Below are 19,274 nucleotides of genomic sequence, written 5' to 3'. Positions count from 1 at the left end.
TAACATACGTTCGATATAGCGTCTGGGTTGCGCTTAGCGAGCGAATTGCGACTCAGCCCAAGGCCCCTGGCCTGCCCATCGCCTCTTCGTAAAGCGCCCTGTATCGAGCGATCATGACAGTTTCGTCATACTCCGCGACGGCCTTTGCCCGGTTTCGGGCGCCGACAAAAGCCCGCGCGGCGGGCGTGCATCCAGCGAGTGCCTGGAGCGAATCCCGCAACCGGACCTCGCCCCGATCGACGATATACACCTGGTTCTCGGGCGCGACCATCCGGGGGATGTCCCCCACCTTGGGCGCGACGATCGGCAGGCCGGCGGCCATGCCCTCGATCACGGCGATGGGGAATTGCTCGCTCTTCGACGCGAGCGCGAGGATGTCGAACAGGCCGATATAGCGGTGCGGATCGGGCAGGAAGCCGGGCAGATGGAGGCGATCCTCCATGCCCATCGCCTCGGCGGTGTCCATGATGCGCTCGCGTTCCGGCCCTTCCCCGACAATGACCAGCCGGACGCGCGCGGAGACACCGCCGGTGGCGCGGACCAGGGCGGGCAGATCCTTTACCGCGCTCAGGTCGGCGATCGTGCCGATCACCACTTCGCCGGGCTTGCGGCGGAAGCCGGGGATCGCCTTCGGGTCGGGCTTCGCCGCATAGAGCGCGGTGGCGATGCCGTTGGGAATGCGGTGGACGCGGCTTTCGGGCTGCTTCCAGCTCTTCTGCGCGATCTTCTCCAAGGTCTGCGACGGCACGACCAGCGCGTGCGCCGCGGGCAGCGCGAGGCGGCGGTACATGTTGCGCTCGATCTTCAGCCCGCCCGCCTCATCGGCATCGAAGCCGTCCTCGTGATGGACCAGCGGGGGCATGCCCTTCGAGAAGACGCGCCGCGCCATTACGCCGTCGACCGCGCCCCAATTATAGGTCAGCACCAGATCGAAGCGACGCATGAACCTGGCCAGCGCCTCGTAGCGCGAGACCGAGGGCTTGCCGGTGAGCGGCGGCGGGTTCTGCGCGATCTCATGGGCGATGCCCGCTGCGATGGCGTCGCGCGCGCCGAGCTGGTCGGGCATGCCGGAGACGATGGTGTGGCGCGCATGGCCGCCGAACGCGTTCATCAGCCGGACCGCGCGCGCCGCCTCACCGCTGGGGCCAAAGGTCGAGTGCAGGTGCAGGATGTTGACGGGCTGCGGCATCGGGAGGGTGCGTTAGCGGGAAAACAGGAGTGCGTCATTACCTGCCGCTCAAGCGAACGCGGTCTTCGGGATGTGGGTGATGCGGCAGGCCAGGTCGGCCTCGCCGCTCGCTACGATATAGTGATCGCGCGCGTCCGCGATGCCGGTCGTGAACACGACATTGTCGAGGTACATCAGCTCCTTGAGCGGATCGGTCAGCGTGGGCGCCGGCTCGATCAGCGGATCATGGCTGGTGCGGATCACCTTCGATGGATCGTCCCGGTCGAGCAGCGACCAATAGGTGCGGTAGATGCCGACCACGCCGAGCGGCTCGACGCCGTGCCACAGGCTGAGCCAGCCATCATCGGTCAGGATGGGCGGCGTGCCGCCGCCCATGCGCGTGGTCGCCATGGTCGCCGAATGCGGGCGGATGCCGGGCTTGTCGTACGGCTTCCAGTGCAACGCGTCGGGCGAGGTGGCGAGGTTGATCGACGGGCCGGCACGCCATTCGCTGCCGGGCGGATAGGCGAAATAAAGGTCGCCGAGCGGCCGGGTCTGCGCCCAGTGCTTGCCACCGATCAGGCCTTCGAAGATCAGCATGTCCTTGTTCTGATGGTCGAGCACGATGCCCTCGAGCGTCCATTCCATCGCATCGTCCGAGGAATAGAGCGTGGTCGAGTGGCGTTCCGGGCTGACCGAACAGGTCGTCATCAGATAGCGGTCGCCGACCTTGCTGATCCGCGCATCCTCCACGCCGTAACATTGGTAGGGCGCGCGGGGCGTGATCGCGCGGTCGTAATGCACCGCGACGACGCCGCGGCCGTCGGCGGAGAGCTCGACCGGAAGCAGCCAGGACAAGGAGGTCAGCGCCATCACCTTCCAGCCGCCGCCACGCATCATGAACTTGCGCGGATCGGAGGTGTCGACGAAGTCGAGCGGCCAGGCGTCGAGCTTATAACCTCCGTCTTCCCAACGGATCGCATGGATATGCCCGTCCGAGATCGGGGTCCGCAGCGCCTCGGCCACACGCACCATCATCAGCAGATTGCCGTTGGGCAGCCGCGTCATCCCCGGGTTGAAGGCGCCGAGGATATAGGTTTCCGCGCCGAGCTTGCCGGCGAGCGGCGAGCGCGACAGGTCGATGTCAGTGGGGGCGAAGACGAGGCGGTCGAAGGAAAAGGTCATTCATCAGCCTGCATGCGTGGCGTGATCGTCAATTGCTGGACGACCGCGCGGTTGGGTTGAGTGAGGATGTAGTGGACGCCGACGGCAATGTCCTCAGCGCGCAGCATCTCGTCCTTGTGGATCATCGCGCGCTGCTTCTCGGGCGGGATGTCGGGCAATTGCATGTCGGCGCCGGTCTTGCCGGGTTCGACCAGCGCCACCTTCACGCCCTTCGGCCCCATCTCGCGGCGGAACGCCTCGGCGAACCCCTGGATGCCGTATTTGATGCCGGCATAGACGGTCGAGTGCGGGCCCAGCTTATGGGCGCTCATCGAGCCGATCAGCACGATGTCGCCCTGCCCGTCGAGCTTCTCCACCGCCGCGTGCGCGGTGAGCAGATAGGCGGTGAAATCCGTCGCGATGGCGTAACGCAGGTCCTGTTCGGACATGTCGCTGAGCCCCTCGGCCGATATCGCCGCGTTGACCACGGCGATGTCGAGGCCGCCGAGCCAGGCCACGGCCTTGTCGACAAACGCAGCGACATTGTCCGGATCGGCGAGGTCGGTGGCGATGCCGCTGCCCTCCCCCACTTCGCGGATGCGCGCGAGCGCGTCGTCGAGATGCCGCGGATCGCGGCCGCAGATGAAGACGCGCACGCCTTCGGACGCGAGCAGCACCGCGATGGCGCGGCCGATGCCGGTGGTGCCGCCGGTGATCAGGGCACGCTTGCCGGCAAGGCCGACGACCTCGGTATGGGCATCCGACAGATCGAGCATGAAAGCCTCCCGCTGATGTGGGAGGTAGACGCGTTCAGGCGGTGGCCGGTTCCCTCATCGTCCGGTCGAGCAACCGATCGATCGCGGCCGCTGCCTCCGGCTCGTCGAGCGTCGGGGTGTGGCCGACGCCGTCGACCGTCACCAGCTCGGCATTGTCCAGCGTCGCCGCCATGCGCTCGGCGGTCCGCGCGCCGAGCACGTCCGAGCGGCCGCCGCGCAGGATCAGCGTCGGCACCTGCTTCAGCCGGGCGAGCGCGCTCCACATGTCCGGCCCGGCCTCGTTGCCGGGAACGCGGAAGGGTTCGGCGATCTTCATGTCGTAATCGAGCACGATGCGCCCGGCGCTGTTGAGCCGGTAGAGCCGCTTGGCCATGGCCAGCCACTCCTCGATATCGTAGGCTGGATAGACGTCGGCATTGGCCTCCGCCACGGCGCGGGCGGCATGCATCCAGGTCGGCCAGGTATTGGATTTGCCGACATAGGTGCGGATGCGCGACAGGCCGGCCGTCTCGATCTCCGGCCCGACATCGTTGAGCAGTGCGCCGACGATCTTCTCCCGCGCGGTGCCGGCGAGCAGCATGGTGACGATGCCGCCGAGCGAGGTGCCGAAGGCGATATAGGAGGACACGCCGAGCTCGCCGAGCAGCCCCTCGACATCCTGGACATAAGTGAGCGGGACATAGCTCATCGGGTCCTTGGCATAGGCGCTTTCACCGCGCCCGCGCAGATCGACCGCGATCACCCGCCAGTCGGGCGACAGCCGCGCGGCGAGATCCTCGAAATCGCGCGCGTTGCGCGTCAGTCCCGGCAGGCACAGGATCGGCGGGCGATCCTCGCGCCCCGGATAATCGCGATAGTGGAGGCGCAGGCCATCGTTCGACCACCAATATCGATTTACCCATGTAAGATTTTCTGGCGCCGACATGGTTGCATCCTGTGCTTTGCGCCTCCCATATCGCCGGATGACCCTGCCCCCGCAAGCATATCGGCCCGAAACCGCCATTCTGGAGCTGGGGGACGGCTTTTACGACCCGGTCGCCGCGGCCGATTTCCCCGAGACCCGGCTGCGCTTCCGCAACGACCGGGCTGCGGCGAGCCTTGGGCTGGACGGGCTGAGCGACGCCGAATGGATCGCGCATTTCGGGCGGTTCCAGCCGCTCGAGGGCAGCCTGACGCAGCCGCTGGCGCTGCGCTATCACGGACACCAGTTCCGCGTGTACAATCCCGATATCGGCGACGGGCGCGGCTTCCTGTTCGCGCAACTGCGGGACGATCGCGGGCGGCTGATGGACCTGGGCACCAAGGGATCGGGCCAGACGCCGTGGAGCCGGTTCGGCGACGGGCGGCTGACCCTGAAGGGCGGCGTGCGCGAGGTGCTGGCGACCGAGATGCTCGAGGCGCTGGGCGTCGAGACTTCGCGCAGCTTCTCGCTGATCGAGACCGGCGAAGCGCTGGAGCGCGGCGACGAGCCCTCCCCTACCCGTTCCGCGGTGCTGGTGCGGCTGAGCCATGGGCATATCCGCATCGGCACGTTCCAGCGGCTGGCCTACAACCGCGACGAGGACGGCCTCCGCCGCCTGACCGCTTATGTGCTGCGCCATTATTATGGTGAGGAGGCGGGCGACGACGCACCGGTGAGGCTGCTCGACCATGTCGTGCGGCGCACGGCGCGGCTGGCGGCGCGCTACATGGCGGCGGGTTTCGTCCACGGGGTGCTCAACAGCGACAATATCAACGTGACCGGCGAGAGCTTCGATTACGGCCCGTGGCGCTTCGCCCCGACCTGGGACCCGGGCTTCACCGCGGCCTATTTCGACCATGCCGGGCTGTACGCCTTCGGGCGCCAGCCCGAGGCGATCCATTGGGACGCGATGCAGCTTGCGGTGTCGCTGCGGCTGATCAGCGAGGCGGAGCCGCTGATCGCCGTGCTCGAGCGGTTCGGCGAGCATTATCAGCCCGCGGTGTCCGATGCGATCCTGTGGCGGTTGGGGCTGGTGCCGCGCGACCCGGAGAGCGACCGCGCCGTAGTGCAGGCGGTGGAGCGCGCGCTGCGCAGCGGGAACATGGCGATCGACCGGTTCTTCTTCGACGCGTTCGGCGGGGCGCTGCCCGACAGCTATGATGCGACGTTCGACGAGGTGCGCGCGATCCTCGGCCCCTATCAGGCGCGCGGCGACCGCCGCCATGCCTATTGGCGCGGCGCCCCATGCTCGATGCTGATCGAGGAAGTCGAGGAGATCTGGTCGGCGATCGACGCGCGCGACGACTGGTCCGTGCTTCACGCCAAGGTCGCGGCGATACGCGCGATGGGCGAGGCGCTGTCGGGCGGCTGACCCGGCTGCATGACGCGCCGTCACGTGCGTGATCCGAAATAGGGCGATTTAGGGCGCAAGATCAGCTACTCCCCCGGCCATTGGGGTTGGGGGACATCGATGATCAGGATCAGCTTGGGTGCCGCGGTAGCGGTGCTTGGATCGGCGCAACCCGCTTTCGGCCAGGAAGAACCCGAACAGAGCCCGGTGATCGTCACGGGGACACGGACCACCGGCCTGCGCGCGATCGACAGCCCGGCGCCGGTGCAGGTGCTCGACGCCGCAACGCTGGACCGCGCCGGATCGCCGAGCCTGATGGGCGCGCTGTCGACCACGCTCGCCTCGTTCAACACCCAGGCGGTCGGCAACGACCTCGCCAACGAGACACTGGCGGCGCGGCTGAGGGGCGTGTCGCCCAACCACACGCTGATCCTGATCAACGGCAAGCGGCGCCACGGCACCGCCAACCTGTCTGTATTGTCGAGCGCGTTCCAGGGCGGCGCGGCGCCGGACCTGAGCTTCATTCCGATGGCCTCGGTCGAGCGCGTGGAAGTGCTGCTGGACGGGGCCGCGGCGGAATATGGATCGGACGCGATTGCCGGCGTCGTCAACATCATCCTGGACGATTCTGCGTCGGGCGGCAGGGCGAGCGTCCATGCCGGGCAATATTTCCAGGGCGATGGCGAGACCATCGGTGCCTCGGCCAATCTCGGCCTGGCACTGGGCGACCAGGGTTTTCTCAACCTGACCGCGGAGACGCGGTTCCATGACTACAGCAATGCCGGCGGCCCCGATGCACGGGTCGAACAGGCGATCACATCGGGCGCGCACCCCGAATGGCGCACCCTGCCGGGCTACCCCTATCTCAACCGGGTGTTCGGCGATGCGCGCTACACGCTGCACCTGCTGAGCGCGAATGCGGGCTTTCACATCTCGCCCGATGTCGAAATCTACGCGTTCGGCACCTATGGCCACAAAAAGGCGGGCGGCTGGGCCAATTTCCGGCTGCCGACGCGATTGCCGCAACTCTATCCCCAGGGGTTCAACCCGGTCGACCGGCTGAAGACCGACGATGCCGCCGCCACGATCGGCGGGCGCGGCGACCTGGTCGGATGGGCATGGGACCTGAGCAGCACCTATGGCGTCAACGACAACCGGGTGGCGGTGACCGGATCGGCCAATATCGACCTGTTCAACGACACCGGAAAGACGCCGACCGATTTCGATGCCGGGGCATTCAAGGCGACTCAGTGGACGACCAATCTCGACCTGCGCCGCCAGATCGAGATCGGCCTCGGCGAGCCGGTCGGGCTGGCGCTGGGCGCCGAATACCGGCGCGAGACCTACAGCTTGCAGGAGGGCGATGCGGCCTCGCGCTACAAGGCGGGCTCGCAATCCTTTCCCGGCTTCTCGCTGACCGATGCCGGCAGCCATAGCCGCCGCAACGCCGCGCTCTATGCCGAGGCGTCGATCAAGCCCGTAACCGACCTGACCGTCAACCTGGCCGGGCGGCTGGAGCATTTCTCCGATTTCGGGGAGACGCTGGTGGGCAAGATCAGTGCGCGCTATGCCGTGTCGCCGACCGTCGCGCTGCGCGGCACCGCGAGCACCGGCTTCAGGGCGCCGACCCTGGCGGAAGCCTATTATTCGGCGACCAATGTCCAGCCCAATTCCGCCTTCGTCCAGCTGCCGCCCAATGCCGCCGCTGCCCGGCTGATCGGGATCGATCCGCTGGCGCCCGAGCATTCGACCAATGTCAGCCTGGGCATGGTGGCGACGATCGCGCCGCGCGCGACGCTTACCATCGACGCCTATCAGATCGGCATCCGTGACCGCGTGGTCGCCAGCGGCACGCTGTACGGCACCTATGCCGGCGTGGTGCGATCGGCGGCGGTCAACGCCGCGATCGTCGCCAATGGCAATGTGCTGGAGAATGTGCCCTTTTCGGGGATCAACGTCTTTTCCAACGGCATCGACACGCGTACGCGCGGCGTGGACGTGGTGCTGAACGTCGCCACCGGGCTGGGCGATGCGGGCCGGATCGACTGGTCGCTCGCGGGCAATTACAGCGAGACCGTAGTGACCAAGATCCGCGCAACCCCCGCCCAGCTGGCCGCGTCCGGGCAGAGCCTGTTCGACAAGGTGGCGCTGTCGACTCTGGAAACCGCGTCGCCCAAATACAAGATCATCCTTGCCGGTGTGTACACCAAAGGCCCCTGGACGGTGGCGCTGAAGGAAAGCCTGTATGGCGATGCCGCGCGCTATGCCGACCCCGGCGACGGTACCTATTATCTCGACCGGACGGGCACGGCGTTCATCACTGACCTCGACCTCTCGCACCGGCTGGGCAAGGCGCTGACGCTCAGCGTGGGCGCGAACAACCTGTTCGACAAGCGCCCGAAGCGCGTGAACGAGGACGGCCTGCGCGTGGCGGCGCTGGCCGGCAGCCCGGCGGTGGAGGTCTATCCCAATTTCTCGGCGTTCGGCGTGAACGGCGGTTATTATTACGCGCGGGCGACCCTCGCCTTCCGGTGAGGCGCGCGGTTAGGCTTTCGCGATCGGCGGCATCGGTGCGCCGAAGCCCGATGTTTGCGGACGGATGTCGACCGACGCCATGGTTCAGGCGATTCGATTGGCATGCGGACGCGCGAAGCCGGGTGGCCGAGTCGCGAGGCCCGGAGGCAGTTCCCGCGCGCTGCTGCCGACAGGAACAGGGCGAAACAGGGCAGCGATATTTTCCCTGCCCTGTTACCTCCAACTTTGTTGGAGATATTATCTTTATATATCAGTACCTTATGTGGACGATGCCCTGTTCCGCGATAACAGGGCAGGAAAGGCGCGGAACAGCGCACGTGCCCGGGCGGAACAGGGCATGACCCGGTGACGAACGCTGCGCGTCGATTCAAATGTCCGGCGGAAGCTGGCTTCATGCTGCGATCCTTCATCCATGGGACGATGACATGACGCGACAGAGCATTGAATCGAGCAAGCCCGGCACGACCGCGAGCGGGACCCGGCGTGCGGAGCGGGACAAGCCGCCGGTCGAATACCAGTTCCAGCCGGGGCAATCGGGCAATCCGGCGGGCCGCCCGCCGCGCCGATCCGGGGCGCCGGGCGACCGGCTGCGCGGGGCGACCGAGCCGACGCGGCAGCTGATCCTGGAGGAAGCCTATCGCATGGTCGAGGTGCGCGACGGCGACACCGTGACCCGGATGCCGATGAACCGGGCCGTGCTCCGCGCGATCGGCGCCGCGGCGCTCAGCGGCAATGCGAGCGCACAACGCCGCTGGGCCGCGCTGGTGCAGGAAGCGGAGGCGCAGCAGAAGCGCGCACAGCTGGCGATCTTCAACGTGGCCGAACGCGCCGACAAGGAATGGGCGGCGAAGCGGCGGGAACGCGACGGGGACAAGGGTTATGATCCCTATGCGGAGGAGATCGTGATCGACGCACGGTCTGGGTCGGTGGTGATCCGGGACGTCGGGGATGGGGACGAGGGGTGATCTGGGGCTGGGGCAGGTTAAACGGCATCGGGTTCGTTGGGGGCTGGTTGGAGGTGTGTGTGGCGAAATCGCAGATTGAACCGCCGTTGGCAAATCTGCGATCCCCGGATAGTTCTGCGCTTGGCGGTTACCGGTCTATCAGGTTTCGAGTTCGACCGCAGCCATGGACGTCGGTCATTAGGGCGAGCGGAACCGCTCAACACTTGCCCATTTTCGATCATCGACTCTGTGTCTATAGCTCGCGGATGAGCGACGCGCCTGAATCTTCCAAACTTGGGTCAGCCCAGCCCACCGCCGAGGTGCCAACGTCCGTGCAGGCCGAGAAGATCGGCCACGCCACAACGACGATCCCCGTCGAAATTAGCACTCGATTCCTTGAGCACTTTAGTGAGCAGCTATATTCGTCTCCGCAGAAGTCGTTTGAGGAGTTGATCTCGAATAGCTGGGACGCAGGCGCTGACTTCGTGGACATTCGCATCCCCAACGATCTCGCCGCAGCAGACGCGACGATGGCCATCCTCGACAACGGCGTCTCGATGAATGAGCAGGGACTGCGAGACCTGTGGCACATCGCCTTCTCGCCGAAGCGTGACAATCCCAACCAACACGGCCGGGCCGTCGTAGGCAAATTCGGCATCGGTAAGCTCGCCACGTACGTTCTCGCCAGCCGGCTCACCTACATCTGCAAGGCAGCAGATGGGAAGATCCGGCGGGTTACGATGGACTACGGTCAGGTCGACCGGACCGCCTTAGCTGACAAGCTCGTAAGCGATTTGACCCTTGACCTGTTCGAAGTCCGCGAAGACGAACTGGAGACCGCGATCGGCTCGATCGCCGAAGGGAATGAACTCTTCAACATTATTAGTAAGGGGGTCCAGACGGAAAGCGGACACCATTCGGACGACGATTTCGGCGCACCCGCATCTGCTCTTCAACGACAGAGCAGCGATACTTGGACACTCGTGATCCTTTCGGGTCTCAAGCCGACCGGGCGCGAATTGAAGGTGGGCGTGCTAAGGCGAATGCTAGAAGCCGCGCTACCGCTCAGCAGCGAGATGGTAATCCGTATCAACGGCGATCTGCTTCAGCCAACCAAGCTCGGTGCAGTCGTCGCACGCGAATGGACGATCGGGCCAGATCTGAAACTTGAGGAGATCGATCTAGACGATCGCGACCCGAGCGAGGCCACGACCGACGAAAAACCAGCCGGTGAAAAGATCAGGATTGCGGCCGGTAGTTCGCCCTACCCCTACGTGGAACTGCCGCTCATTGGTAAGGTGACTGGCAAAATCCGACTCTACGACGAAAAGATCAGCGGCGGAAAGGCTGAGGAGAGGGGGTCGTCCAACGGCTTCTACGTCAATGTGTTGGGGCGTGTCGTGAACCAGTCCGATCCGAGCTTTGGCGCCGAGAACCTTAGCCACGCGGCTTGGGCTCGGTTCCGGATGACGGTCCGCGCCGATGGCTTGAACGCGTATCTCAACACCAATCGCGAACAGTTCAGAGACCAGAAAGCGCTACGCATCTTCCGCGCCTTTCTCCGCCGCGCGTTCAATATGGCCCGTTCGGCATACGACAGCGACGCTAACGCCGAACTACCCGACGGCGGTGACGTTCTCGTCCGCTCACTCGGCGTTGTGTCTCTCGCACCGTTGCGCAGCGCCGTCTCAGAAGCGTTGCGCACGCAGCCACCGATTCCAGGAATGTTCGACGAGGCGGGAATTTTGAACCGCGAGCAGAAGCGCGCCGACTGGCGAAAAAATACCGCTGACCACATTCAGAACGCGCTTGGTAAGGTACGGTACGAGAAGGCTGACGACGACAGCTTCGTGAAGTTTCGCATCAACGACAGCACCATCGTCGTCAACAAGGAGCATCCGTTCGTCGCGGAGCACACGCGCACAAAAGCCGAAAAAGAACTCGTCCGCACTATCGCCATGGTAAACTTCCTGACCGATATCTACGCCCTGGAAACGGGGATCGAGCCAGCTAAGGTTGAGGGCATTCGCACGTACCGAGACCAGCTCATGCGGTTCCGCGCGCTCCAGCGTCGTCAATCAGGCACGCACATCGCCAAGCTGCTTCTCGCCACCCAGCACAAGAGTGACTCCAGCAAAGAACTCGAAGCCGTCGTTGGCGATGCGCTTCGCTATATCGGTTTCGTGGTGAAAGAATTGGGTAAATCGGGCGACCCTGAGGGCGTCGCAAGCGCCTACGCCTTTTCCGCTCCGCAGCAACCCGCTCCAACGGAAACAGACCCCGAACCGCCTCTTTACAAGCTAACGTACGACGCGAAGTCGTCGAAGCATTCAACGGCAAAGACCGGCAATATTTCGCTCGACGGCCTGCAGGAGCACCGCAAGCGTTTCGGGGCTCAGTATGCGCTGGTGATAGCGCCGGCTTCGAGGAAGGTGCGCTCTCGGTCCGCTGCGAACAGGTCGGGGTCACGCCAATGCGGGCGGCCGATCTAGGCAGACTGCTGGAATACACAGTTACCTATGGCGCTATCCCGCTCGACGCCCTTGAGGCTGTCGCTCGCTTCGGAGGTGAAGCGCGTGCTGAAATCGGGCAGTGTGGCAACTATGGTCGTCGGCAACTCTACGCTCAAAGGCGTCTTCATCAGGAACTCAGCCGCCGTTTCCAAAGCGCTTGAGCTCCAAGGTATGACCTTCGTTGGCGAAACCGTTCGGGACCTCCCCAGCCAAAGCCGCTACCTGCCTACCGCCGCCGGCAGTTCGCTAGCGAACAGGATGCGTCAGGAGACAGTATTGGAATGGGCCGCTTAAAGCACGCTCAGGCGGACAGCTTCGTGGCGACGACCATCATCGGTCGCGCCGGCAATGTCGGCGTGCCGGCGCGCATGTTCGACCGCTGGGCCGATCTTTGCAATGTCGGCCGCTTTGAAGGAACCGAATGGAATGATCTCGCGCGCCATATAGGCGATTGAGACTCGGGCCGGATCCAAAACACGCCGATTACCGCGAAATGTCCCCGCCCTGCCATCTCCATCATGTCACCGCTGGCGTTTGCACAGCGGTCGCGGGAGATTCGGCCACCAGCCGGCAGAGATGCTGATATAGTTGCGCCGGCGAGACCGGCTTGTGCATCAGGAGCAGCCCGCTGAGCATTGCCTCGCGCAGCCGCTCGGGGGCGGTATCGCCGGTGATCAGCAAGGCGGGAATGTCGCCGCCGAGATAGTGGCGGAGCGTCGCCGCCACATCGGCGCCGGTTTGCCCGTCCTGCAGGCGATAATCGCAGATGATCGCGTCCGGCCGTGGATAGTGCGACAACAGATCGATGGCCGCACCCTGCGATTCCGCCGCGTGGCATTCGCAGCCCCAGCTGCGCAGGAGGTGGCGCATGCCGGCCCGCACGATCGCGTCATCGTCGACCACCAGGAACGTCCGCCCGGCAAGCTGCCCCAGCGGAACCGGGTCGGGAAGCTGCCCGGACCCAAGGGCTTCGTCGCTTGGGGACGTCAGCGGCACCCTGACACGGAAAACGCTGCCACGATCGACCACGGACGACAGGGACAGCGGATGATCGAGCGAGGCGGCCAGCCGGTGTGCGATGGCGAGGCCCAGCCCCAGGCCCTTCTGACGGTCGCGCTCCGGATTGCCGAGCTGGAGGAATTCGCAAAAAATGTCGGCCTGCGCATGTTCGGCGATGCCGATGCCGGTATCGTAGATTTCGATGGACACCGCGCCGGACCGGCGGCGGCACCCGATGAACAGCCCGCCGCGCATCGTGTAGCGGATGGCGTTGGATATGAGATTGCGCAGGATCTGTTCGAGAAGCACGCTGTCGGAGGTCACCCAGGCCAGCGTCTGCGGCGACCGGTAGATCAGCTGCTTCGCGTCGGCCATCGGCGCCAGCTCATTCTCCAGCTTGTCGAACAGCGGCTGAAGCGGAAAATCACGGATGTTGGGCACGATCACGCCAGCCTCGATGCGCGAGAAGTCGAGCAGCGTGTTCAGCATCTCGGACGAGGCCAGGCTTGCCGTCTGCGCGCTCTCCACGGTCTGGCGTTGCGCCGGAGTCAGGCGGCTGTGCGCCAGCGCCTCGAGAAACAGCCCCAACGCGTGCACGGGTTGGCGAAGATCGTGGCTAGCGGCGGCGAGGAAACGGGATTTGGCGGTATTGGCGCGCTCCGCTTCGAAGCGCGCCTCCTGCGCCAGGCCCATTTCGCGGCGCAGCTGATCGACCAGGCGGTCGTTTTCGAACTGCAGCATGATGACGTCGCGAATGCGACGATTGGCAAGACGCGACTGGCCGTAAAGGCCGGCGACATACAGGATGCAGCACAGCGCGAGCGCGCGGTACGGCGTGGTCCCCATCGACCAGAATCGGGTGAACCCGAAGGCCAGCATCGGAAGGGCAAGCGCCAGGTAGAGATCCCGTAGCGGCGCGAGCAATGCCACCGCATTGCCGCAAATGGCGCACAGCAGCGACAGGAGCACGATGCTGATCGCCGGGTCCGACGCGGGAAGCGCGATCCAGAGCAGCGCGCCCCACAGACAGCCTTCGTAGATTTTCAGCAGCGCCAGACCAAATTCGACGCGCCGGCCGAGGCGGCGATAGTCGCCGGACCGCAGCAGATGCCGCGCGGCCAGCACCATCAACCAGCGTCCGGCGAGAAACGCCACATACCAGCTTGCCAGCAATGGGTGGGGCGCCGACTGTTTGAGCACGAGGACCAGCAGACTGGGAAGCAGGATGCCGACGGCCAGGGACGCGCCGACCCCTTCAAGCACCATCCGCACCTGTTCGGTGCGCACGGCGCCGCGGGCCAGCGCCGTCACCGAATGAGCCCCAGGCGGCGGGCCGCAAAGGCAGCTTCCGTCCTGGTCGCCGCGCCGAGCGACGCCAGCAGGGCCTGAACATGGCCGCGGACGGTATGTTCGGAAAGGCCGAGGCGCCGCGCGATCATCTTGTTGGACAATCCCTGGCACACGAGATCGAGCACCTCCGTCTGGCGTGGCGTGAGGGAGGTTCGTGTCATGTCCGCCGGTCGCGCGACGGGCTTGCCGGCCGGGCCGTCCAGCATGCGGCGCAGTGCCGCAATCATCCGGTCGGGACGTTCGGTCTTGGCGAGAAAGCTTTCGGCGCCCAGCGCCAGGGCATCCGCGATGACATCGGGGGTGTCGAACGCCGACACCACCAGGACCCTGGCATGGGGCCATTTGCGGCGCAGGGAAGGCATGCCCTGCAGGCCGCTGATGCCGTGCAACTGGACGTCGAGGATCAGGATCGACGGGTTGATCCCGCTATAGGCCAGCGCCTCTTCGAGAGAGCCCGCCTCGCAGATCCTTGCATTGTGCAGGCCGATGGAAAGCAAGGCGGCGACGCCCGAGCGGAACAGCGCATGATCGTCGATGATGAGAACAATGGGCTCGTCCATGGAAAGCGACTGTAACGCGATCGGCGGCGATAGTCCCCAACACAAGGCAGTCCAGATGGACTATAGCGAGCGTTTTCAAGCCGATGTAAAAACGCTTCGACGTCTCGCTCGGTACCGGTTTTCTGGTTTCCGTCAGGAGGCGGCAGGCGCACGTCCGCAGGTCACGTGATGGCGGAGAGTCGAGGCGCACGTAGCATCGCTTTCGGCAAGGAAGTATTTGTGCCCCTCTCAGTGATACGCCTTATTCTGTGCGGGCTAAACCGGCATACTCCTGATCGGAACAGGGTGAAATGGGATGGCCTGTACTATATCGGCACTTGTACCGTTTGCGGTTCGCTCATTCACCGCCGATCGCGCAAAAAATGGCGAAAGAGTAAAGAAGGCAGGGACACGGCCATCGTTCGATCGCCGCCTTTCAATTAGGGAATTTCTCCACGATCGCTCGTGAACAGCAATTTCCTCTTCGGCTCAAACATCGAGAACTCCGGCGGGGCATGCGCAGGCCGTAACGATTGTTCCCCGATGCAACCCTCCATGGCTTTGACGGGGCAAGCCAGGGCCATTGAGGCGAGCCCGGTGGCGGTCAAACGCATGGACAATATCGGCGTCGTCGTCGAAGATCGCGGCGCGGCGGTCGATTTCCGTCACGAGTTGGGCCTCGAGCTGGGGGAGAGCCGGCCATTGTCAGGGAATGCGCCGTACGAGAGGATCCGTCATGATCAACCGCGAGCACGAGGCCAAGACGCGCGGGTGGATCGGACGTCTGGCCGCGAGCGCCTTCATTCTGGCGCTGGCCGGGTGCGGCGACGGGCGGAGCGATCGGCAGCCCGTCACCCCTGCGGGTGTCGCACGGACCACCACGGTCGATTTCGCTCATGTCGCGAATTATGCCGCGCCGACGCTTCCCGCCTATTTCGACCGGTCGGTGACGGCGCTCGACCACAGCCCGGCGTCCAACCCCGTCAATGATCGGGTGGCCACGCTGGGCCGGGTGCTGTTCTACGACCTGAAGCTGAGCACCAACGACAGAGCCTCGTGCGCCTCCTGCCACCGGCAGGCGTTCGGTTTTACCGATTCGATGCGGTTCAGCAACGGGATCAGCAGCGCCGCCACCACTGACTTCCACGCGATGCGGCTGGGCAATCTGCGCTACTGGCGACCGGGCTCGATGTTCTGGGACAGGCGCGCGGCGAGCGTGGAAGCGCAGGCGAGCCACCCGTTCCACAGCCTGGTCGAACTGGGCTGGGGTGGTGCCGCGGGCGGTTTCGATGCGCTGATCCGCAAGATGGGTGCGACGACCTATTATCCGGCGCTGTTCACCTGGGCGTTCGGCAGCCCCACGGTCACCGAGCCGCGCATCCAGCAGGCGCTCGCGCAATTCGTGCGCGCGATGGTTTCGCGCTCCAGCCGGTGGGATAGTGGCTATGCGCAGGTCTTTTCGCCCACCCGGCCGAACCGAGCGCTGGATGTCGACCTGCCGAACTTCACGCCGCAGGAAAATCGTGGCCGGCAGCTGTTCATGACGGGGGTCGCGCGGGGCGGCGCCGGCTGTTCGGCCTGCCACCTTCCCCCGACCTTCGCGCTGGCGGCCGACGCGCGGAGCAACGGGCTGGACGCCGGCGAGACCCGGCTGTTCAAGGCGCCATCGCTGCGCAGCGTCGGCCTGACCGGGCCCTATATGCATGACGGACGGTTCACGACGCTGGCGGACGTGATCGACTTTTACGATCACGGTGTCCAGCAAGGCCCGGCGCTCGACCATCGCCTGCGACGCGGCGGCAGGCCGCAGCGCCTGAACCTCGGCGCGGCGGATCGGGCAGCGCTGGTGGCGTTCCTGATGACATTGAGCGACCCCGTCCTCACGACGGATGCGCGCTTCGGCGACCCGTTCCGGCGGTGAGCACGCCCACCGCCTGACCGGGCGCAAGGCTAAATCGCGCGGATCGAATACAAGGTCGCGTTGCTGATCGCGTAGACCGCACCGTCGGCGCCAACGAGTGTCGGCGTATAGGCTTGGCCGAGTCCGGGGTTGAGCCGCACGCTCTGCGACAGCGTGTTCGTGGCGAGGTCCCAGCGATACAGCACCCCGTCCTCATTGTTGGCGAGGATCGACTTGCGCGCCGGATCGGCCGCCATGGTGTTGATGCACCATTCGCGCCGCGACGTGGCCGTGGTGCCGTCCAGCGTGGGCCCGAGGATCGTCAGCACTTCACGCATCACCTGCACGCCCGGCACGATCGCATCGGCCTGGCCCGTCTTCGGATCCAGCACGGCGATCCGGTTCAGCCCGTCGCCCGTGCCCACCCCGGCATAATTATTGTATTTCTGCGCGAGCAGATAGGTCGACGTACCGGTGTAGGACGGCACCATCGACGCCGGGATCACGCTGGGCGACACGTCCCAGCCGAAGCTGCCCGGCACGCCCACCGGATTGAGCAGGGCGTCGAACTGCAGCAGCCAGCCGCGCGCATTATGCGACGGGAACACCGATTCCAGCACGCCGTAGAACACCCGGCCATCGGGCCCGACCACCGGCGTTGCCGTGCCGTCGTCGCTGAGGCGCGCGGGCGCGAGCAGGTTCGGATCCGTCAGGGCGACCCTGGCGCGCGTGGCGAGCGTGGTGCTGTCGAGCGCGAGCAGGAAACCCGTCTGCGTCGCGCTCGTCGAGCCTCGGTTCACCGCGATATAGACCGTGCCGCCGTCGACCGAGAGCGCCGGCGCGCAATTCGTTACGGGCTTCTGGATCGACGAATCCGAGGCCGCCGCAGCCGCGCCAACCCAGATGCCGGTGCCGTCGGGCGCGACTCGCGCAATGCCGCTGACCAGTCCCGCCGGGTTGGTGCCGGTCACCTGGAAACCGAAAAAGATGTTGCCCAGCGCATCGGCCGTGAGCGGCGTGTTGACGAACACGGTGCCGTCGAATGCCGCGGGATTGGCGTTATAGGTAGTCGCGCCATAGAAAAGCTGCGCCGCGAGCGTGCCGGTGGCGGCATCCGCATCCGCGCGCATCATCAGCTTGCCGCCCGCGCCCGGCGCATATAGCCGCCCCTGCTGCGTGAGCAGCGCGTTGTAGGGCGGCACCCAATTATGCGGCGGCGTGACATAGTCAGTGGTCGCCGACCAGATCAGCGCGCCGTTCGCCCCGTTGCGCCCTTCGACGCGGTAACCGCCGGTGGCAGCCGTCTTCACTGGAATCACGACCGTGTTGTGAGTCGTCACCACCGGCGAGCCATAATGCGTGAGCAGCGCACCGCCCGCCGTATATTGCGGCGCCAGGTCGACGGCTGACGACCATGCGACACGCCCGAGATCCTGCGACGCGATCGCGCTGACCGCGCTGTGCTGCGCGTCATGGCCATAGCCGAACCAGGCGGGACCCGTCACCGGCCCGGGCGTCGGGGTCGGCGTGGGTGTCGGAGTCGGCGTCGGTGCGGGGGCCGGCGTGGGCGTGGGGGACCCGCCGCTGCTGCCGCAGGCGGCGAGCAGCACGGTCGACGACAACATCGCCAGCGTGCTGCGACGGGAAACGAGTGGGTCGGAAAGCTGACCGGGCAGGACTGGATCGTGGCTCATGCGCGCCAGCTTACGCCTCCGTCGCACGAAATGCACCGCTTCCCGTGCGGGTGACAACCTACCGGCGAATCACCGGGGCATGTTCGCGATCCGGGCGACGAGTTGCGCCTGGCTGGCCGTTTCGGTCTTGAGGAAGATGTGCTTCAGGTGGAACCGCACCGCGTTGATGCTGATGCCATTGCGGCTGGCATAATCCTGCGGGGTTTGCCCGTCGACCAGCGCGTCGACGACGCGCGCCTCGGTCGGTGTCAGCCCGAACCATTGCGCCAGCCGGTCGATGCTCATGACCGGCCCCTCGCCCACCCCGCTGCCGATGGTGACGATCATCGCGGCATCGGGAATGGCGCCGCCGATATAGGGAATGGTCTTGGGCACGATCAGCACGCCGAGCACCGGATGCTCCCGCCCCGCCCGGTCCGTCGCGTGGAAGGCAAGGTCGTCCCGGGACGGGCTCGAGCCCATGGCGGCCAGCTTTTGCTGGCTGGCCGGATCGACAAAGGCCAGCCTGCCGCCCGCGGTCGTGATGAGGCCGGTTGCCTCATAGTGCGCGACGCGATCATTGACCGACAGGATGGCGAAATCCCTGTCGAGGCTGATCAGGGCGTAGCGCGACCGGTTAGCGGCCGCCCGCGCCGCCCCCGCCGCCACTTCGAGGCTGGCGATGCGGTGGCTGATCCGCACCGCGCGCTGAATATGCGGGCCGAGAACCCGAAGGCTGCGCCGCAGCAGCACGAGATCGGCATCGCCCGGGCCGATCAGCAACAAGCCGAGACGCTCGCCCTCGCGACGATCGAGCATGAGACACAATGTCCGGTCCACATTCATCGACGCCAGGAAATTCCGGTACATGCCGGTCTTGCGGAATTCCTCACGCGGCAGGATCTCGTCGGTGTCGATCAACTGCCCGTTGCGCGCCGGCCAGGCGCGCTGCGACCAGGGATTGTTATAGGCGAAGACCGCACTGTACATGGCCTCGACGCCCGGCCCGATATTGGTCCATGCGATGAACCTGGCGCTGGGAGGATTGCGTCGTTCCAGCATCAGAAAGGCGGATCGCCATTCGGGCGGGCACAGCGCCAGCCTGATCTGCTCGAGCGTCGCGTTCCACTGGGACGGGTCGAGCGCGCATTCGTAGATCTGGCCGATCAGCCGATCGAGCGTCTCCCATGCAAGCGGCAGCCGATCCTGATGAGACCGGTCATCGGGCAGGGCATTGGCGACCACAAACTGCATGGCGATTTTGCAACCTCCTACCCAAACGAAGAGCGCGGAGCACGGTACCGCCCGACCATAAGCCAGGCAACGACCGAATGAATCCGGCGGCGAGACGTCCGCCAGGGAGAGTTCGGGAGTCAGTAACCCGCGCAATTCTGGGAAAGG

General features: G+C 65.6%; 14 protein-coding genes. 5 read left to right on the top strand and 9 right to left on the bottom strand.

Annotation, left to right across the window (positions count from 1 at the left end; translation table 11 throughout):
* Nucleotides 1-52: 52 nt before the first annotated feature.
* Genes ACZ1I2_RS12805 through ACZ1I2_RS12790 form a run of 4 tightly spaced genes read right to left on the bottom strand, consistent with a single transcriptional unit; the run spans nucleotide 53 to nucleotide 4,033 of the window.
* Nucleotides 53-1,189, bottom strand: a complete 1,137-nt coding sequence (locus ACZ1I2_RS12805) for a glycosyltransferase (RefSeq protein WP_465176978.1) — start codon at nucleotides 1,187-1,189, stop codon at nucleotides 53-55.
* 48 nt (nucleotides 1,190-1,237) lie between these two features.
* Nucleotides 1,238-2,353, bottom strand: a complete 1,116-nt coding sequence (locus ACZ1I2_RS12800) for a glycoside hydrolase family 130 protein (protein WP_465176979.1) — start codon at nucleotides 2,351-2,353, stop codon at nucleotides 1,238-1,240.
* Nucleotides 2,350-3,108 carry an SDR family oxidoreductase gene (locus ACZ1I2_RS12795; RefSeq protein WP_465176980.1) on the bottom strand — a complete coding sequence of 253 codons (759 nt, stop codon included), beginning with the start codon at nucleotides 3,106-3,108 and terminating at the stop codon, nucleotides 2,350-2,352. The genes ACZ1I2_RS12800 and ACZ1I2_RS12795 overlap by 4 nt, the downstream gene beginning before the upstream one ends.
* 34 nt (nucleotides 3,109-3,142) lie before the next feature.
* Nucleotides 3,143-4,033: an alpha/beta fold hydrolase gene (locus ACZ1I2_RS12790; RefSeq protein WP_465176981.1), complete on the bottom strand. Its 891-nt coding sequence runs from the start codon at nucleotides 4,031-4,033 to the stop codon at nucleotides 3,143-3,145.
* Nucleotides 4,034-4,070: 37 nt separating this feature from the next.
* Here ACZ1I2_RS12790 and ACZ1I2_RS12785 point away from each other — a divergent pair, with 37 nt between their 5' ends.
* The 4 genes from ACZ1I2_RS12785 (at nucleotide 4,071) to ACZ1I2_RS12770 (ending at nucleotide 11,391) form a co-directional block, all read left to right on the top strand.
* Complete coding sequence (locus tag ACZ1I2_RS12785; protein ID WP_465173752.1) at nucleotides 4,071-5,441, top strand: protein adenylyltransferase SelO; 1,371 nt, start codon at nucleotides 4,071-4,073, stop codon at nucleotides 5,439-5,441.
* Nucleotides 5,442-5,540: 99 nt separating this feature from the next.
* Nucleotides 5,541-7,955, top strand: coding sequence for a TonB-dependent receptor plug domain-containing protein (locus tag ACZ1I2_RS12780; RefSeq protein ID WP_465176982.1), 2,415 nt, complete (start codon nucleotides 5,541-5,543; stop codon nucleotides 7,953-7,955).
* A 425-nt stretch (nucleotides 7,956-8,380) separates the two neighbouring features.
* Nucleotides 8,381-8,920, top strand: coding sequence for a DUF5681 domain-containing protein (locus ACZ1I2_RS12775; RefSeq protein ID WP_465176983.1), 540 nt, complete (start codon nucleotides 8,381-8,383; stop codon nucleotides 8,918-8,920).
* Between the two features lie 245 nt (nucleotides 8,921-9,165).
* Nucleotides 9,166-11,391 carry an ATP-binding protein gene (locus ACZ1I2_RS12770; RefSeq protein ID WP_465176984.1) on the top strand — a complete coding sequence of 742 codons (2,226 nt, stop codon included), beginning with the start codon at nucleotides 9,166-9,168 and terminating at the stop codon, nucleotides 11,389-11,391.
* A 311-nt stretch (nucleotides 11,392-11,702) separates the two neighbouring features.
* On the opposite strand, the gene ACZ1I2_RS12765 is transcribed toward ACZ1I2_RS12770, so the two are convergent.
* The 3 genes from ACZ1I2_RS12765 to ACZ1I2_RS12755 form a co-directional block, all read right to left on the bottom strand.
* Complete coding sequence (locus ACZ1I2_RS12765) at nucleotides 11,703-11,855, bottom strand: hypothetical protein (RefSeq protein ID WP_465176985.1); 153 nt, start codon at nucleotides 11,853-11,855, stop codon at nucleotides 11,703-11,705.
* 73 nt (nucleotides 11,856-11,928) lie between these two features.
* On the bottom strand, nucleotides 11,929-13,722 hold the full coding sequence (locus tag ACZ1I2_RS12760) for an ATP-binding response regulator (protein WP_465176986.1): 1,794 nt from the start codon (nucleotides 13,720-13,722) through the stop codon (nucleotides 11,929-11,931).
* On the bottom strand, nucleotides 13,719-14,321 hold the full coding sequence (locus ACZ1I2_RS12755) for a response regulator (protein ID WP_465176987.1): 603 nt from the start codon (nucleotides 14,319-14,321) through the stop codon (nucleotides 13,719-13,721). The genes ACZ1I2_RS12760 and ACZ1I2_RS12755 overlap by 4 nt, the downstream gene beginning before the upstream one ends.
* A 715-nt stretch (nucleotides 14,322-15,036) precedes the next feature.
* On the opposite strand from ACZ1I2_RS12755, the gene ACZ1I2_RS12750 reads away from it, so the two are divergent.
* On the top strand, nucleotides 15,037-16,221 hold the full coding sequence (locus ACZ1I2_RS12750; protein WP_465176988.1) for a cytochrome-c peroxidase: 1,185 nt from the start codon (nucleotides 15,037-15,039) through the stop codon (nucleotides 16,219-16,221).
* 29 nt (nucleotides 16,222-16,250) lie between these two features.
* Here ACZ1I2_RS12750 and ACZ1I2_RS12745 read toward each other — a convergent pair whose 3' ends face one another.
* Together ACZ1I2_RS12745 and ACZ1I2_RS12740 are read right to left on the bottom strand one after the other, a co-directional pair.
* On the bottom strand, nucleotides 16,251-17,894 hold the full coding sequence (locus tag ACZ1I2_RS12745) for a hypothetical protein (RefSeq protein WP_465176989.1): 1,644 nt from the start codon (nucleotides 17,892-17,894) through the stop codon (nucleotides 16,251-16,253).
* A 69-nt stretch (nucleotides 17,895-17,963) separates the two neighbouring features.
* Nucleotides 17,964-19,127, bottom strand: coding sequence for a helix-turn-helix transcriptional regulator (locus ACZ1I2_RS12740; RefSeq protein WP_465176990.1), 1,164 nt, complete (start codon nucleotides 19,125-19,127; stop codon nucleotides 17,964-17,966).
* Nucleotides 19,128-19,274 lie beyond the last annotated feature (147 nt).

This window comes from Sphingomonas sp. BL-S-29 (genome assembly GCF_055521495.1).
Note: the sequence above shows the minus strand (reverse complement) of the source record. Positions and strands in the feature narration are given on the sequence as shown.

Excerpts from the sequence above, each read along its gene's own strand:
- ACZ1I2_RS12770 (WP_465176984.1), top strand. The coding sequence starts at position 9,166 with ATGAGCGACGCGCCTGAATCTTCCAAACTTGGGTCAGCCCAGCCCACC.
- ACZ1I2_RS12790 (WP_465176981.1), bottom strand. The coding sequence starts at position 4,033 with ATGTCGGCGCCAGAAAATCTTACATGGGTAAATCGATATTGGTGGTCG.
- ACZ1I2_RS12765 (WP_465176985.1), bottom strand. The coding sequence starts at position 11,855 with ATGGCGCGCGAGATCATTCCATTCGGTTCCTTCAAAGCGGCCGACATT.
- ACZ1I2_RS12800 (WP_465176979.1), bottom strand. The coding sequence starts at position 2,353 with ATGACCTTTTCCTTCGACCGCCTCGTCTTCGCCCCCACTGACATCGAC.
- ACZ1I2_RS12775 (WP_465176983.1), top strand. The coding sequence starts at position 8,381 with ATGACGCGACAGAGCATTGAATCGAGCAAGCCCGGCACGACCGCGAGC.
- ACZ1I2_RS12780 (WP_465176982.1), top strand. The coding sequence starts at position 5,541 with ATGATCAGGATCAGCTTGGGTGCCGCGGTAGCGGTGCTTGGATCGGCG.
- ACZ1I2_RS12805 (WP_465176978.1), bottom strand. The coding sequence starts at position 1,189 with ATGCCGCAGCCCGTCAACATCCTGCACCTGCACTCGACCTTTGGCCCC.
- ACZ1I2_RS12795 (WP_465176980.1), bottom strand. The coding sequence starts at position 3,108 with ATGCTCGATCTGTCGGATGCCCATACCGAGGTCGTCGGCCTTGCCGGC.
- ACZ1I2_RS12785 (WP_465173752.1), top strand. The coding sequence starts at position 4,071 with ATGACCCTGCCCCCGCAAGCATATCGGCCCGAAACCGCCATTCTGGAG.
- ACZ1I2_RS12750 (WP_465176988.1), top strand. The coding sequence starts at position 15,037 with ATGATCAACCGCGAGCACGAGGCCAAGACGCGCGGGTGGATCGGACGT.
- ACZ1I2_RS12740 (WP_465176990.1), bottom strand. The coding sequence starts at position 19,127 with ATGCAGTTTGTGGTCGCCAATGCCCTGCCCGATGACCGGTCTCATCAG.
- ACZ1I2_RS12755 (WP_465176987.1), bottom strand. The coding sequence starts at position 14,321 with ATGGACGAGCCCATTGTTCTCATCATCGACGATCATGCGCTGTTCCGC.
- ACZ1I2_RS12745 (WP_465176989.1), bottom strand. The coding sequence starts at position 17,894 with ATGAGCCACGATCCAGTCCTGCCCGGTCAGCTTTCCGACCCACTCGTT.